Source organism: Roseateles chitinivorans (genome assembly GCF_050632235.1).
Lineage (GTDB): Bacteria > Pseudomonadota > Gammaproteobacteria > Burkholderiales > Burkholderiaceae_C > Roseateles > Roseateles chitinivorans_A.
In genome coordinates this window covers 3,776,496-3,791,099 of the sequence record NZ_CP192584.1, presented here as the reverse complement: position 1 = coordinate 3,791,099, position 14,604 = coordinate 3,776,496, and the positions used below count along the sequence as shown (strand labels likewise).

Genomic DNA, 14,604 nt, shown 5'->3' with positions numbered 1-14,604 from the left:
AGCTTCCGCCCGGCCTGCGTGCTGTTCCTCCCATGTCGCGCGCTCAGCGGTGGTTGTGGGTCATGGGATCGTCATGCCGGCAGACATTGAGCCCTTCGACCTTGACGTTGCCCGACCAGTCGGTGAAGAAGGCCTTGCCCTTGATTACCGTCGTCTTCTGTCCCTTCTGGAAGGCAGGCGTGGCCGGCTCGTTGCCGATGCTGTTGGCCAGATGGCTGACATTCTTCAACGCCAGCGGTTTGCCGCAGATGAACACAGTCGCACTGCCGTCCTGGAGCTGACTCGCGATCACCGTGTTGGGATACGGCAGCAGCACGGGGCCGGCCCCAGGTGGCGGCGGACTCCAGCAGGGATCGGGGAACGCGCACTTGGACGTGCCGTCGGCCGTCTTGGAGCAGATTTCGTTGCCGTTGGCAAAGACGTTGGTACTCATGGCTTGGCGAATCAGCGGAGCTCGACGACGGCCGCGGCGCGCACCCCGTCGTCGTCGGCCAGATGCAGGATCCCGCAAGCGCCTGGACCCAATGGGTGGCGCATGAGGCGTGAAAGATGGGCGAGCATCAGCGGGCCGAGCGCGGCGCCGACTTCGCCGACGCCGTCGGCGACCGTCAGAAGTTGCAGGGCATCGCCTCCGACGGGCGCGATGCGGCCGAACGCATGGCTGGCCTCCTTGGCGTAGAAGGCTTCACCGTTCTGGTCCGCGCAGCGGAACTCGAGGTCTTCGTAGCCCAGGCCCGCACTGCCCAGGGCGGCGCGGAGCGCCTGCGAAAGCCCTTGCGCACGACTCGGCACGCTGCCGTCCACGCGACCCGCCTCCACACCCCGGCCGTGACCGACGATGTGAACGGCGCGCCGTCCGTCGGACTCCGTTCGGGCGGTTTGAAGCAGGACGGCCGCCGCCGCCTCGCCCGGGATGAATCCGTCGGCATTCTTGGGCGTCAGCAGTCGTTCCTCGCTGAGGTACCGGCTAATCGTGGCCGCGTCCAGCAGGCTGTCCACGCCCACAAGCAGCACGCCGTCAATGTCATGGCGCTGCAGCAGCAACTGGGCGTGTTCCAGGGCCAGGGACAGCGCTGCACGCCCTCGCGCCAGCACACAGGACTCCGCATGGAAGCGAAGGTTCAGGGCCTCGCAAGCGCCGAGATAGACCTCGCTCCAGTCGACGGCAGCCTGCTGGATCTCCGGCCGCCTGGGCGCCATCCACAACACGGCAATGCGGCCCGGATCGCAATCTGGTGCGTGGTCCAGGCAGTCCTGAAGCGCCGCTTGCAGCCAGAGACCAAGGCGCTTCCCGCCCCAGCGTCGGGTTTCCGGGAGTTGCGCCACCAGCAGCGGTTCGCCCCTGGGCGTCTTGAAGTGACTGCTCTGGAAATGATCCATCCGCGCCTGCAGGGCCACGCTTGCCGTGTCCAGGGTGTACCCGAGCGAGCAGCAGAGTCCCGCCGACGCAATGCGCAACGGCGTGAAAGGCACCGGCTGCGTCCGCGCGCCCGTGCTTTGCGGACCGCTCATGCGAAAGCCTCCGGATCCAGCATCGGAGCGGGAAGACCGTCGCCGCAACCCTCGCAGCCGCCTTCCTGCTCCAGCCCCAGCCGTCTGGCACGCCACCAGGCACCATCGACCTGGCCCAGCGCCACGGTGTCGATTTCCTGCAGCCGCCGGCGCAGGGCCACGCTGGCTCGCCAGACCGCACTGAAGCGACCGGCTTCCGTCTCGAAGAAGATCGTGTCCACGGGTGCCTGAATTTCCTCCACGCTGTAGTCGGTGCGCAAGACCATGACCCTCAGCGCTCGAAGATTCGGCAGAGTGAAGCTGACTCGCGGTCGACCGGCGATCAGGTTCTCCAGCATCACGGGCATCGCCTCGGTCGGGTACGGCATCTGCTGGTCCGGCGGAGCGACCTGATGGAAGCGCTCATCGAAATCCTCCGGCAGGAAGGGCGCCACGTGCGCTTCCCACGTCGAGTCGTAGCTGCCGGCATACTGAATCCGTGGCGGGCAATTGGCGGGAATCGCCGAAAACGCCCAAGGCAGATGCGGACCTTCAGGGCTCGCCAAGGCATCGTGCGGCGCCTCGAGCTGGCTGGCCGGCAAGCCGGCAGCGAGGTTCCTCGTATGGGGTCCGACAAATCCCTTGCCGATCGGATTCGGCAGGAAGACATCCGCCAGGAGATCGTTGCCCGATCCGTGACTGTGCCGAACGCTTCCGCCGAAGGCATTGCCGTAATGCAGGGCAACAGACTTGAAGGGCGCAGGTGCGCCGATCTTGGCGGGTCCGGCCTTGGTCTCCCAGCTTCTGGGACCGAAAACGCGCACCTTTTTATGCAAGGCACCGACTTGCCAACCGGCGTTGAGCTGTTGGACCTCCGCAGCATCCGGGGCATGCGCGCAGGCATCGAAGATCACGTCGCACCTGGGCTTGAAGCGCGCGAAATCGCTGCCATAGCGCATCGCGCTCTCGCCGGCATCCCCGTAGTAATCGTCGACCATCGCCAAGGGCAGCGGCGGCAGCGGCCGCGGCCTTTGGCCCGGCTCCGGGATGCTCCAGGTCGCCTTCGCCACCACCACGAGATGCTCGCGCCCGGTCACGTCGAGCGCCACCGCAACTTCGGCGACGTAATGCTTGGAGCCGATGTGCAACTGCATCGTCGGCGTCAGTTCACATGCACCGAGCCACCCACGATGCGCTGCGTCGCGCTCGCATGGCTGGTGATGTAGGTCCCGCGCAGCTGGATGCGGCCGTCGGCCGTCAGCACGATGCACGCCTCGCCGCAGCGCAGCTCGAGTTCCTCGGCGGCCTCGATCACTTCGCGATGGCCGTCCACCGTGATGGCGAGTCCTTCCGGTTCCTCGTCGTGATCAGGCGGTGCCGGCCTCGGTTCTTGCGCGGCCTCGCCGTTCCACAGCAGCCCCAGCACGATCGCGGCGCCTTCGGCGAGCACGCTCAGCGCGACGCCCTGCCCCTCATGTTCCGCCGACAGCGGCACGAGGCTGTGCGCCACGCCCACGAGTCCGAGCCCGGGGACCATCGCCGAGCCCGCGATCCCCTGCGCGGGCACCGTCTGCAGCGTGCCAATGATCACCTGCCCCGGCGCCGGCAGGGCGGCCACCTGTGCGCCTTGGTTCAGCAGCACATCGAAAGGCGACGCATCTTGCGCCGCCGTGTCGACGCCGTGAGCCGGCATGTCGAGTCGCTCCACGTCAGTTCTCCAGGATCTGCTTGCCCTTGACCGTCACCTCGCCGTCGGCCTTGAAGGTCTGCTCGCCGGTGGTGCCGACGCTGAGCGTGTGGCCGTTGATGATGATCGTCCCGTCCGACTTCATCGTCAGGCTGGCCTTGCCCACCGTCAGATGGATTTCGTCCTTGGCATCGACGGAATACACGGCCCCGCTACTGATGCCATAGTCCTTCCCGACCATCGTCTTCTTGTACAGCCCGACCTGTTCGGTCTGGAACGCGCCAACCGTCGTGTTCATCATGGCGCCGACAGTCGTCTGGTAGCCAAGGCCGATCGTGAGCGCCTTCGCCAGACCGATCGTCTCCGCCTTCGCCAGCGCGATGGTTTCCGTTTTCGCGCCGCCGATCGTCACCGACCGGTTCGACCCGATGCTGATCGTCTCGTTGATGCCGACGTCTTCCGTCCGGTTCATCCCGATCGAGATCGTCTCATCGAGGTCCACGCGCTCCTTGCGGTTCTGATGGATCGTGATCGTCTCGTCCAGGTCGACCGTCTCCGTGCGGTTGCCCTTCACGAACACCGTCTCATGTCGGTCGATCGTCTTCGTCCGGTCCCGCCCGACCCAGTGCGTCTCGTCGTTCTCGACCTCGATGTCCTGGTTCTTCTCCGCGTGGATCCACAGCTGCTCGTCGCCGTGCTTGTCCTCGAACCGGATCGCGTTGGCGTTGCCGTAGCTGCCGCCCTTGGTCGAGCGCGTCAGGAAGCCGCTCTGCGTCGCGTTGGCCGGCAGGTCCCACGGCGGCAGGTTCTCGCCGTTGTAGGTCCGACCCATGATGATGGGCGCGTCCGGGTCTCCTTCGATGAACCCGATGATCACTTCCTGCCCGATGCGCGGGATGTGGATGCCGCCGAAGTTCGAGCCCGCCCACGGATGCGCCACGCTCACCCAGCACGAGCTGCGCTCGTCGCTCTTGCCGCGCCGGTCCCAGTGGAATTGCACCTTCACCCGGCCGTACTTGTCGGTGTGGATCTCCTCGCCCGCCGGACCGCTGACGATCGCCGTCTGCGGCCCCGCCACCAGCGGCTTCGGGGTACGGCGCGGCGGCCGGTACTGCTGCGCCGCTGGGATGCAGTTGAAGCTGCAGCGCAGCCCCGTCTCGCCCGAACCCGCCTCGTTGGCGGCCTGGCTCAGGCTCAGCTGCGTGCTCGTGACCAGGTACTGCGCGTTCTCGGTCTCGCGCGGATGGCGCGTCAGCGACAGCAGATGGCCCGTGCTCACGCCCTGCGCGTTGGTCGCGCCGTCGTAGGTCTGGAACTGCGTCTGCAGCTCGTCGAGCCGGTCCTCCACGTACTGCGAGCCGTCACCCGTCTGGATGTAGCCGCCCGGGTAGTCGAAGATCTCGCCGTCGGACAGGTCGTAGTTGCGCGCCACGCTCTGGTTGGTCTCCAGCGACGTCGACGGACGCTGGAAGTCGTAGTCGGTGATGACGACCTTGCCCGGCTTCACGCACTCGGCGCTGCCCCAGGCCTGGACGTACTCCAGCGCCGGCGTGGCCTGCGCGCCCGAGCCGTAGAACGGCAGCGACTCGCAGCCCGGCCTGGCGTCGTGCCCGCTGGCCGAGTCGCACAGCACCACCTTGTGGCCGCCCTCGTCGTGCTCGACGTACCAGTAGATGCCTTCGTGCTCCAGCAGCCGTGCGACGAAGTTGAAGTCGGTCTCGCGGTACTGGACGCAGTAGTTCCAGGTCCGGTACGGACGCAGCAGCTTGAACTCGTAGCGCGCGACCGGGTGGTCCTCGAAGACCTGCTTGACGATGTCGGGGACCGACAGCTCCTGGAAGATCCGGCAGTCCGACGTGCGCGTCAGCAGCCACAGCCACGGCTTGAGCTGCATCTCGTACACGCAGTGCTTGCCCTCGAAGCCGCGTTGCGCGAAGCGCGTCACGTAGCCACTGAGGTAACGCGGTGCGTCATCTCGCAGCGCGATCGTCAGCGTCGCGGGCTTGCCCAGCAGATCCGAGGCCTGGATGTCCTTGCGTTCGCTCAACAGCGTCAGCGTGGTGTCTCCGGCGTCGCTCAGACCCTCGCGCGATACACAGGTGTGCACGCGCAGGGTCTCGTCAGGCAGGGAGGTCTTGAGGCGGAAGGGTGAGGCCATGGCACCAAGGGTCAGGTCGACACCCCGGAGGCTAGGGATCACCCGCAATCACCACAACGGTCGAAAGTCACTCCCGCAGTTCGCACCGGTCCGTCGAATTTCGCAGAATTATCAGAACACCCCCTCAGGAGGTCAGGCCATCAGCAGGAATTCCTGTCCGTCCACACTTTCGGAGACGTCCTCCCGCCACTGCCGCGGGTCGTTCACCACGTGCCAGAAGACGCCCGCGGGCCAGGTCCTACCTTCACCGTGGAAGCGGTCGCGCATCATCGCAACGATGCATCGCGGGCTCGGCCAGGAGGATTCCCCGATCTCCACCATCAGGTTTCCCTGATCGAGCTCCTCGAGCAAGACCTGGCGCAGGCCGTCGGGCAGCCGGTAGACGAGCGAGATCCAGTCCACCGCGATGGCGGGGTCCTGATGACGCGCACGGATCTGCGCGGCATGCTCGCGAGCGGTCGCCGCCGCATCAGCGTCGGGGATCGCGTGCGGGCTCGCCGAGCATCGGAACTGGAGGCCATCGGGAGATGGGTAGCGGCGCCAGGCGGAGCGTTCAGGCGTGACGCCTCTGACTTTGGGCATGGGATCAGCGTTCGCGGACTTCGATCGACAGGTCACCCTGCTTCGGATCGACGTGGAACACGACCTCGCCCCAAGTGAATCGGGCCACCGCGCGTGACAAGGCGATCATCTCGGGCTCGACACCGGTCTTCCTGGCGAAGCGCTTGACCATCTGCGTGGTCAGGATCGACTCGGGAAAGTCCTCCTCGTCGAACAGCACGGCCGCCGCCGGCGCTCGACCATCGCGTGCGTCGATCACTAACTTCGCCGACAAGTCCAGACACCGGACGGGCCGTCCCTCAGCGGACTGCGCATCGGGTGCGCCTGCCCGCCAGACCGCCTTGCCGTCAACGGCGACCAGGCCGTCGATCACATTGACTTCCAGATTCATTCGAGTCCCAGAAAACCAGTCGCGCCAGCAGCGATGATCGACGGCGTTGTCCACACAAGACCTGACTCCCCGCCACGATGACCGTCGAGTCCCTTCTCATCCGCCGCATCCACACCAAGTCCTCCCGGTACGACAAGATCCGGGGGCTTTCGCATGGCCTACACGCTGGACGTGGGTGCCAAGCGTCCTGAGTTCGTCCTTCTGCCCGGGGACATCCAGCTCGTCGAGGGCCAGCAGATCCACATCGTGCGCTGGAAGCCGGGATCTTCTTCGGTCGTCGCCTTCCTCAACGGGGGCTACGGCACGCCGATCCACATGCAGCCGGGGAGCTGGTTCGGCCTGACGTCGATGGCGCTGCTCAACAACGGCATGGGGCTCTTCTATTGCCTGATTGTGGAAAAGCTCGCGCTCCTGTTGCTCCTCGGGCTGAGTTGCCTCGTCGCGAACGCATGGCTGATCCATGACGTCCGCGCACGCCTGAAGCTGAAGCAGGCGCTACAGGCCTTGCGAGCGTTCCAGCAGATGCGCGTCCGTCTCGGATTCCAGACGGAGCGAGGCTGAGCCTCAATCGAACGCGTAATCGAAGTCGCCGTCCTTCACCGCCAGCTCGACCTTCGTGATCGCCTGGCCGTTGGTGACGCGGGTGAGGTACTCGCGGCTGATGCGCGGCAGCACCGTGTTCGTGAGGATCGCATCGACCACGCGGCCGCCGCTCTCCACCTCGTTGCAGCGGCTGATGATCAGCTTCACCACGTCGTCGCCGAAGGTCAGCGGCACGCCCAGGTTCTCGCCCACGCGCTTCTGGATGCGGCCCAGCTGCAGACGCACGATCTGGCCCAGCATCTCCTCGCTCAGCGGGTAGTACGGGATCGTGACCAGGCGGCCCAGCAGCGCCGCCGGGAAGATCTTCAGCAGCGGCTCGCGCAGCGCCTTGGCGATGCCGTCCGGTTCCGGCATCAGCTCCGGATCCGCGCACAGCTTCATGATCAGGTCGCTGCCCGCGTTGCTGGTCAGCAGGATGATGGTGTTCTTGAAGTCGATGTGGCGGCCCTCGCCGTCCTCCATGCGCCCCTTGTCGAAGACCTGGAAGAACAGCTCGTGCACGTCCGGGTGGGCCTTCTCGACCTCGTCCAGCAGCACGATGCTGTAGGGGCGGCGGCGCACCGCCTCGGTCAGCACGCCGCCTTCGCCGTAACCGACGTAGCCCGGGGCGAGCCCTTGAGCGTCGAGACCGTGTGGGCCTCCTGGAACTCGCTCATGTTGATCGTGATGACGTTCTGCTCGCCGCCGTAGAGCGCCTCGGCCAGCGCGAGCGCGGTCTCGGTCTTGCCCACGCCGGACGTGCCCGCCAGCAGGAACACGCCGATCGGCTTGCTCGGGTTGTCCAGCCCGGCGCGCGAGACCTCGATGCGCTTGGCGATCATCTCCAGCGCGTGACGCTGGCCGACGACGCGCTGGTTCAGCGTGTCCGCCAGCTGCAGCACCGCCTGCACCTCGTTGCGCACCATGCGCCCCACCGGGATGCCGGTCCAGTCCTGCACCACCGCGGCCACCGCCTGTTCGTCGACCTGCGGCAGGATCAGCGGCGCATCGCCCTGCAGCGTCGTCAGCTCGGAACGCAGGCCGTGCAGCTCGGTCAGCAGAGTCTCGCGCTCGGCCTCTTCCGGCGCGCCCTCGCCGTCCTTGCGCAGCAGCGCGTGCAGTTCCAGCACGCGGTCGACCATGCCCTTTTCCTTCAGGTGGCGGGCTTCGAGCTCCGCCTTGCGCGTCTGCGCCTCGTCCAGCTGCGTCGCGACGCGCTGCTTGCGCTCCACGACGTCCATGCCGATCGCACCTTCGCGGCCGATGATCTCGCGCTCGATCTCCAGCGCCTGGATGCGGCGCAGGCAGTCCTCGAGTTCCGCGGGCGTCGCATGCTGGCTCACCGCCACGCGCGCGCAGGCCGTGTCGAGCAGGCTCACCGCCTTGTCCGGCAGCTGTCGCGCCGGGATGTAGCGGTGGCTCAGGCGCACCGCGGCCTCGATGCCCTCGTCGAGCAGCGCCACGCGGTGGTGCTTCTCCAGGATCGACGCCACGCCGCGCAGCATCAGCACGGCCTTGTGTTCATCGGGCTCGGGCACCTGCACGACCTGGAAGCGCCGCGTCAGCGCGGGATCCTTCTCGATGTGCTTCTTGTACTCGGCCCAGGTGGTCGCCGCGATCGTGCGCAGCTTGCCGCGCGCCAGCGCCGGCTTGAGCAGGTTGGCCGCGTCGCCGGTCCCGGCCGCGCCGCCCGCGCCGATCAGCGTGTGCGCCTCGTCGATGAACAGGATGATGGGCTTGGGCGAGGCCTGCACCTCGTCGATGACCTGGCGCAGGCGGTTCTCGAATTCGCCCTTCATGCTCGCGCCGGCCTGCAGCAGGCCGATGTCGAGCATGTACAGCGACACGTCCTTCAGTTGCGGCGGCACGTCGCCCTGCGCCAGGCGCAGCGCGAAGCCTTCCACCACCGCGGTCTTGCCCACGCCCGCCTCGCCCGTGAGGATGGGGTTGTTCTGGCGGCGGCGCATCAGGATGTCGACGATCTGGCGGATCTCCTCGTCGCGGCCGGCGATCGGGTCGATCTCGCCGTTGCGCGCGCGCTCGGTCAGGTCGACGGCGTAGCGCTTGAGCGCCTCCTGCTTGCCCATCGCCGCGGGCGCGATCGCGCCGCTCGCGTCACCCGGCGCGGCGCCCGGCTCGGCCGCGCGCATCGCGCGCTCCGGCGAGCCTTCGAGGATCTGGTTGAAATGCTCCCCCAGGTCGTCGACGTTGATCTTCTCGAACTGCTTGGACACCGACAGCAGCACGTTGCGCATCGACGCCGTCTTCAGCAGGCCCAGCACCAGGTGGCCGGTGCGCACCTGCTGGTCGCCGAACATCAGCGAGCCGTAGACCCAGCCGCGTTCGACGGCGTTCTCGACCCAGCTCGACAGGTCGGTGACCGAGGTCGCGCCGCGCGGCAGCCGGTCCAGCGAGGCCATCAGGTCCGTCGACAGCTGCGCGGCGTCCAGTCCGTAGTGCTTGACGATGCGATGCAGGTCGGAATCCGGCGTGTTGAGGATCTGGTAGAGCCAGTGCTGCAGCTCGACGTACGGATTGCCCCGCAGCTTGCAGAACACGGTGGCGCCTTCGATCGCCTTGTAGGCCAGCGGGTTGAGCTTGCCGAAGAGGCTGGTACGCGAGATTTCAGTCATGACGATGCTCCCTGTGATGCCGGCGGCGTGGCCCGCCCCTTCACCCGCTGTTGCGGATGCAGGTGCAGGTCGCCCCGGTCGTGACGATGCGGACGGCCGCCGGCGCGGCCCGTCCAGGAGGTGAAGCCCAGGCGCGCCTTGCCGCTGAGCGCCGCGGCGGGCACCTCGTCGCGGCGCAGCACGGGCTGCAGCTCCCATTGCAGGTTGTGGCCGACGTACTGCCGGATCCAGTCGTTCAGCGGCCGCCACGCGTCGCCGTCGGGCAGGAAGCCCTCGTACTGGCGCAGCGTGAGCGGACCCAGGACGACGCGGAAACGGTACTGCCGGTCCCAGGCCTTGTTGCCCGCGGACGTGTTGCGGCCCAGGCGCGGCAGGTCGCGGCCGATGCGCTCGGGCCGCTGGCGCGCGAAGCCCAGCCGCGTCCGCTCACCGTCCTCGACGGGCAGCCAGTGCGGCACGTGCTGCTCGATGCGCACCGGCACCTTGAAGTGGGACGACAGGATCTTGGCGAGGCCTTCCGGATGCTGCGCGCGACCGCCGTGCAGGCCGGCCTGGAACAGGCGCGCCGTCTGCGGCAGCGAGTCGCCGGGGCGTTGCGCGCCGTCGAGTCCGGTGGCGGCGCCCAGCCAGGCGGCGTAGCGGTCGGTGGCCGGCCGGTCGTGCTGCACCGTGGGCTGCGATTGCGCCCAGGCACGGTAGAAATGCAGCAGCAGCCGGTGATGGAAGACGTCGAGGAAGCGGCTCAGCGTCGGGTCGCCGCGCTGGTGCAGCCGCTCGCGGGTGTACTCGGTCAGGTGCAGCGGCATCGGCCCCTGCGGGCCGAGCAGGCCGAAGAAGCGCACGCCCAGCCGCGGCGCGGGCCCCTGGCCGCGCGTCAGGCTCTGCAACGCGGCCGGCGCGAAGTCGAGCTCGGGCTCCTGGCCCAGCCGGATCGCCTCCTGCGACGGACGCAGCCCCCGGCCCAGCCGCGGGACGTCCGGCGTCAGGCCCTCGATGCGCCGCAGCAGCGCGAAGAAATCATGGGCCCAGGGCGTCGCCTCGACGTCCTCGAACAGCGCGCGCAGCGCGGCGTCGCGCTCGTTGCGCTTCTCAGGCCGGCGCGCAAGCAGGGACTCCGGCGTCTGCACGGCGTCGTCACCGGACGCGAGGTCGGGCGCCTGGGCGGCGACACCGCCGCCGGATCCGCCCGCGGCCTCTGCGTCCTCGTCGTCCAGGGCCGGGCCGGGTCCGTGCGCGTTCATCCGCGGTCCTCGTCGAGGGCCCGATCGCCGCGTCCCTCGGCATCGCCGCCGATGCGCGGCGCCCAGCGCTTCACGAGGCCCCGCTGAGTCGTGCGCAGGTTCAACTGCGTGAAGCTGTTGATCGCCGCGTGGCGCGTGAAGTAGCGCTCCAGCACGCTCGCGAAGAGGAAGGTGCTGTGGCCCTGGAAGGCGTGTTCGTCGAGCTCCAGCGCGATCTCGGCGCCGGTGCCGTAGCTGAGCGGGCCCGAGAACGGCAGGCGGCGCACGACCTGGCGGGATTCGACGGCGCGCACGCCCTCGACCTGCCGCAGCCAGCCCGGATCGCCCGGCGGACCGTACAGGGCCAGCAGCCGTCGCATCGTCGCGGCGGCCTGCGCGGGCGGCTCGTCGGCCCACGGCAGTTGCTGCTGCGTCAGCAGGCCCACCAGGCTCCAGCCCGCCTCGCCCGCCGGCTGACGATTGACCGGTCGCGTCGGGCCATGCACCGCCTCGACCTTGAGCACCGGACCGGCCGCATCGAGCCGCCAGACGCCGGCGCCGTTGTGCGGCAGCAGCATCGGCAGGTCGCGGTTGGTCACCAGCGCGGAGACCGACAGCTGGCGGATGTCTTCGCGGTACGGCGCGTGCCGCGGGTCGACCAGCGAGAGGAAGACCTCCTCGCCGATGTAGCCGGTGCGCGGGCCCTGCTCCTTCTGGCGCGTGGACATCAGCCGCGGCTCGCGCCGCGCGGTGTAGAAGCCAGGCGCCTCGGACGGCGCCTCGTGATAGGTGGCGTAGAGCGGCTCGAAGCTCTGCTGGCCGAGCGCGCCGGCACCGTAGCCCGTGACCGACTGCAGGCTGTGGATCTCGTAGTCCATCGGCCGGGTGCGGTCCGGCACGACGTGGTATTCCCAGCTGCCGGTGCCGAGCTGGATCCGGTCCAGCCGTTTCGGGAACAGGTTGATCGCGGGCGTGCAGTGCAGCGAGACGCTGTCGACATCGACCATCGCCTCCAGCGCGCCGTCGCCGCGGGAGAAGAACAGCACGATCTCGAAGGCATTGCCGTCGATGCGCGCGAGGCGGTCGGCCAGTTGATCGACCTCGATGAACAGGAAGCGCCGCGGCATCGCCGCGAGTTCCTGCATCAGCCGGCTGCCGGAGAAGCTGCGATGGGTCTCGGGCAGCAGCGCCTCGTCGGGCGCGAAGCCCAGCGGACGGATGCTCGTCGCGGGACGCCATTGCACGGGCACGGCGGCCGCGTCGATGCCGTCGCCGGTGACGAAGGTGCCCAGCGGCGCGCCCAGCGCCAGTTCATGCAGCCGGTAGGCGACCTCGTCGGGCGCGCTCAGGTAGAGCGCGAGCCGGTCCAGGCCGAGCTGCCGCACGGGAATGCCGCCGCCGGTCTTCAGCCTGAGTCGCACGCCGCCACGGCTGCCTGCCGCATCCGGCAGGCGCGAGACCGGCAGGTCCGGCGCGTGGGTGAAGTACTGGACGTCGTCCAGCGTCAGCGGCCACAGCGTGACGTCGTGGGCGGTGCGGAACTCGCAGCGCGTGTCCTGTCCGCGGGGCACGGCGGACTGCAGCACGCTGCCGCGCGGCACCGGATGGCCCTTGGACAGGTTGGGGTCGGTCGGATCGACGGTCAGGCGCGCGATCATCATCGACGGGATCGGCGCCAGGAAGTTCGGGTAGATCGATTCCAGCAGGTGCGAGATCAGCCGCGGGTGTTCCGCGTCCAGCTTGAGCTGCACGCGCGCGGACAGGAAGGCGAAGCCCTCCAGCAGCCGCTCGACGTAGGGGTCGGCGACCTCGGCATCCTCCAGCCCGAGCCGGGCGGCGATCTTCGGGAAGTCGCGCGCGAACTCGGCGCCGACCTCGCGCAGATGGGCGAGCTCGTCGTTGTACAGGCGCAGCAGGCGCGGATCCATGTCCTCAGCCCTCGCGCACTTCGACCTGACCGGCCTCGAGGTCCATCTGCGTGCGCAGCAGGATCTCCAGCGGGATCGGCTGCGCCCACAGGTGGCCGCGGATGTCGAACTCGATCACGTTGTGCGTGTCCATGACGCTCTGCGTCTCGATCGCACGGACCTCCAGCGTGTCCGGCAGGATACGCGGCTCGAAGCGCAGGATGGCCTGGCGGATCTGCTTCTCCAGCAGGTGCACGTCGATGCGCGAGGCCAGTTGCCCCGACAGCGCCGGCAGCCCGAAGTTCAGCACGCTGTCGCCGACATGCCCGTAGGGATCGCACTCCTTGCCCATCGGCTGGATCGCGTTGAACAGCCATCCCAGATCGCGCAGCACCGCCTGGCGCAGCTGCGACTTGGTCATGACGCGACGCTCCTCCGCCTCGACGCGGTGGAAGGGGTCGTCGTCGGTCAGCCGGTCCAGCAGGGCCGGTTGCAGGCGGTCGCGGTGGATCTGGCTCATGGGCTGGTCGGGCGGTTCCGGAGCGCCGTCGCGACGCGGTCCGCCGCGCGCGACGTCGGGATCATGGCTGGCGCAGTTCGATCAGGCGCGCGTCGAGCAGCCCCGTCTCGCCCTGGTCGGTCATCAGCACGCGCTGGCCGACGCCGGCGTACTGGTCGTCCTGCGAGCCGGGCAGCGGCTGCCATTCGGTGCGGCGCGCCATCCAGACGCGCTCGTCGTCGAAGGCCACGCTGCGCGGGTAGCGCGTCGGGATCAGGGCGACGGAGCCGCCGCCGTTGGGGAATTCGAGGTGCGCCGCGGACCACACCAGGTCGCGCAGGTCCGTGGGCGGCTCGATGTGGATCTCCTTGATCGCGGAGAACGGCACCCAGCAGTAGCGGCCGTTGATCACCGCCTCCAGCACCGGACCGATGCGCGAGTCGCCGTCGCAGATCCAGTCGAAGGCCTGGCCGTCGATCGCGCCGGCCGTCGCGGGCGCGGCGTCCAGCGCCTGCACGCGCAGCTGCCGCGCGCCGGCGATGTCGCCGTCATGCTCGAGCTTCAGCGAATGGACGAGGTTGGCGACCCATTCGGCCGGCTCCCCCATCACCATCGGCGTGGTGCGGCCCTCGAAAACGGCCTCGCGCACCAGCTCGCACTTCAGCGCTTCGCGGTAGGTGTTGACCATCGCCAGCGTGCCCGCGTCGAGCTCGCCGCAGACTTCCAGTTGCGCGGCCGCGCGCGCCCATTGGCCCGTCACCGCCAGCAGCTGGAACAGCATCGTGCGCAGCTTCGCGTCCTGCGGACGCTGGCGCACTTCCGCCTGCGCCGCGGCCAAGGCCTCGGTCGGGCGGCCCGCCGCCAGCAGTTCCTGCACTGCGCTCATTCAAGACTCCCGTGGAATTCAATGCCCCGGCGGGCCCGTGAGCGCGCCGGGATGACCTCAGGTGAGGTCGTCGTCGAAGGTGTGCGTGCCGCCCATCGCGCCCTTGGCGTTCTGGGTGCGGTACTCGATGTTGACCTTCTGGAAGCTCATCGAGATGCGCTCCACCGGCGCGCCGGTCTCGTCGCAGTCGATGTCGTAGGACGCGATGCGCGCCTTCTCCAGCGTCAGGCAGAAGTAGTCCTCCTGCGAACCGCCGGCCTTGCGCAGGTAGAGCTTGGAGCTCTTGACCTCGTCGTTGGTCGCCACGGCGCTCATCAGCGCGGTGCTCGCGCTGTCGAGGCCCTTGGTGATCGTCAGCTGGCGGTAGCTGCGGCGGCCGGTCTGCTGACCGGCCACGGCATCGCCCGCGGCGCCCACGCCCCAGCTGAAGCCGCGCACGACGATGTCGTTGGCGTGGCCCTGCGAGGTGGACTCGCCCTTGACCTTGCCCGCGCGCTTGAGCGAGAGGTCGAGGTACATGTCGGCGCTGCTCGCGCCGCTGGTCAACGGATTCATCTTTCGCTCCGGCATGGACAACGGATGACGGCCT

13 protein-coding genes and 1 pseudogene are annotated in these 14,604 nt (G+C 68.5%); 1 reads left to right on the top strand and 13 read right to left on the bottom strand.

What is annotated here, in order from left to right:
• Positions 1–43: 43 nt before the first annotated feature.
• The 7 genes from ACQ859_RS17400 to ACQ859_RS17370 form a co-directional block, all read right to left on the bottom strand.
• Positions 44–433, bottom strand: coding sequence for a PAAR-like domain-containing protein (locus ACQ859_RS17400; protein ID WP_431261966.1), 390 nt, complete (start codon positions 431–433; stop codon positions 44–46).
• A gap of 11 nt (positions 434–444) precedes the next feature.
• Positions 445–1,512 (bottom strand): hypothetical protein, encoded by a 1,068-nt coding sequence (locus ACQ859_RS17395; protein WP_431261965.1) that lies wholly within the window; start codon positions 1,510–1,512, stop codon positions 445–447.
• Positions 1,509–2,645, bottom strand: a complete 1,137-nt coding sequence (locus tag ACQ859_RS17390; protein ID WP_431261964.1) for a DUF2169 family type VI secretion system accessory protein — start codon at positions 2,643–2,645, stop codon at positions 1,509–1,511. The genes ACQ859_RS17395 and ACQ859_RS17390 overlap by 4 nt, the downstream gene beginning before the upstream one ends.
• An 8-nt stretch (positions 2,646–2,653) precedes the next feature.
• Positions 2,654–3,199, bottom strand: a complete 546-nt coding sequence (locus ACQ859_RS17385; RefSeq protein ID WP_431261963.1) for a DUF6484 domain-containing protein — start codon at positions 3,197–3,199, stop codon at positions 2,654–2,656.
• A gap of 1 nt (position 3,200) precedes the next feature.
• Positions 3,201–5,336 (bottom strand): type VI secretion system Vgr family protein, encoded by a 2,136-nt coding sequence (locus ACQ859_RS17380; RefSeq protein WP_431261962.1) that lies wholly within the window; start codon positions 5,334–5,336, stop codon positions 3,201–3,203.
• A 132-nt stretch (positions 5,337–5,468) separates the two neighbouring features.
• Positions 5,469–5,918, bottom strand: a complete 450-nt coding sequence (locus ACQ859_RS17375; RefSeq protein WP_431261961.1) for a hypothetical protein — start codon at positions 5,916–5,918, stop codon at positions 5,469–5,471.
• Between the two features lie 4 nt (positions 5,919–5,922).
• On the bottom strand, positions 5,923–6,342 hold the full coding sequence (locus ACQ859_RS17370; protein ID WP_431261960.1) for a hypothetical protein: 420 nt from the start codon (positions 6,340–6,342) through the stop codon (positions 5,923–5,925).
• A 99-nt stretch (positions 6,343–6,441) separates the two neighbouring features.
• Between ACQ859_RS17370 and ACQ859_RS17365 the strand changes: the two genes are divergently transcribed.
• Positions 6,442–6,849 carry a hypothetical protein gene (locus ACQ859_RS17365; protein WP_431261959.1) on the top strand — a complete coding sequence of 136 codons (408 nt, stop codon included), beginning with the start codon at positions 6,442–6,444 and terminating at the stop codon, positions 6,847–6,849.
• 3 nt (positions 6,850–6,852) lie between these two features.
• Here ACQ859_RS17365 and tssH read toward each other — a convergent pair.
• The 6 genes and pseudogenes from tssH to ACQ859_RS17335 all read right to left on the bottom strand — a co-directional run bounded on the left by tssH (position 6,853) and on the right by ACQ859_RS17335 (position 14,570).
• Positions 6,853–9,503 (bottom strand): annotated as a pseudogene (gene tssH, locus ACQ859_RS17360) (type VI secretion system ATPase TssH).
• Complete coding sequence (tssG, locus tag ACQ859_RS17355) at positions 9,500–10,744, bottom strand: type VI secretion system baseplate subunit TssG (RefSeq protein ID WP_431261958.1); 1,245 nt, start codon at positions 10,742–10,744, stop codon at positions 9,500–9,502. Before tssG ends, tssH begins: the two are co-directional and overlap by 4 nt.
• On the bottom strand, positions 10,741–12,651 hold the full coding sequence (gene tssF, locus ACQ859_RS17350; protein WP_431261957.1) for a type VI secretion system baseplate subunit TssF: 1,911 nt from the start codon (positions 12,649–12,651) through the stop codon (positions 10,741–10,743). The genes tssG and tssF overlap by 4 nt, the downstream gene beginning before the upstream one ends.
• Before the next feature lie 4 nt (positions 12,652–12,655).
• Positions 12,656–13,150 (bottom strand): type VI secretion system baseplate subunit TssE, encoded by a 495-nt coding sequence (gene tssE / locus ACQ859_RS17345; RefSeq protein ID WP_088404496.1) that lies wholly within the window; start codon positions 13,148–13,150, stop codon positions 12,656–12,658.
• Between the two features lie 61 nt (positions 13,151–13,211).
• Positions 13,212–14,015, bottom strand: a complete 804-nt coding sequence (locus ACQ859_RS17340; RefSeq protein ID WP_431261956.1) for a type VI secretion system accessory protein TagJ — start codon at positions 14,013–14,015, stop codon at positions 13,212–13,214.
• A 57-nt stretch (positions 14,016–14,072) separates the two neighbouring features.
• A complete protein-coding gene (locus ACQ859_RS17335; RefSeq protein ID WP_431257469.1) occupies positions 14,073–14,570 on the bottom strand; it encodes an Hcp family type VI secretion system effector in 498 nt (165 codons plus the stop codon).
• Positions 14,571–14,604: the final 34 nt, after the last annotated feature.

Coding starts and splice junctions, on each gene's coding strand:
- tssF (WP_431261957.1), bottom strand. CDS start 12,651: ATGGATCCGCGCCTGCTGCGCCTGTACAACGACGAGCTCGCCCATCTG.
- ACQ859_RS17390 (WP_431261964.1), bottom strand. CDS start 2,645: ATGCAGTTGCACATCGGCTCCAAGCATTACGTCGCCGAAGTTGCGGTG.
- ACQ859_RS17380 (WP_431261962.1), bottom strand. CDS start 5,336: ATGGCCTCACCCTTCCGCCTCAAGACCTCCCTGCCTGACGAGACCCTG.
- tssG (WP_431261958.1), bottom strand. CDS start 10,744: ATGAACGCGCACGGACCCGGCCCGGCCCTGGACGACGAGGACGCAGAG.
- ACQ859_RS17400 (WP_431261966.1), bottom strand. CDS start 433: ATGAGTACCAACGTCTTTGCCAACGGCAACGAAATCTGCTCCAAGACG.
- ACQ859_RS17340 (WP_431261956.1), bottom strand. CDS start 14,015: ATGAGCGCAGTGCAGGAACTGCTGGCGGCGGGCCGCCCGACCGAGGCC.
- ACQ859_RS17395 (WP_431261965.1), bottom strand. CDS start 1,512: ATGAGCGGTCCGCAAAGCACGGGCGCGCGGACGCAGCCGGTGCCTTTC.
- tssE (WP_088404496.1), bottom strand. CDS start 13,150: ATGAGCCAGATCCACCGCGACCGCCTGCAACCGGCCCTGCTGGACCGG.
- ACQ859_RS17365 (WP_431261959.1), top strand. CDS start 6,442: ATGGCCTACACGCTGGACGTGGGTGCCAAGCGTCCTGAGTTCGTCCTT.
- ACQ859_RS17375 (WP_431261961.1), bottom strand. CDS start 5,918: ATGCCCAAAGTCAGAGGCGTCACGCCTGAACGCTCCGCCTGGCGCCGC.
- ACQ859_RS17335 (WP_431257469.1), bottom strand. CDS start 14,570: ATGAATCCGTTGACCAGCGGCGCGAGCAGCGCCGACATGTACCTCGAC.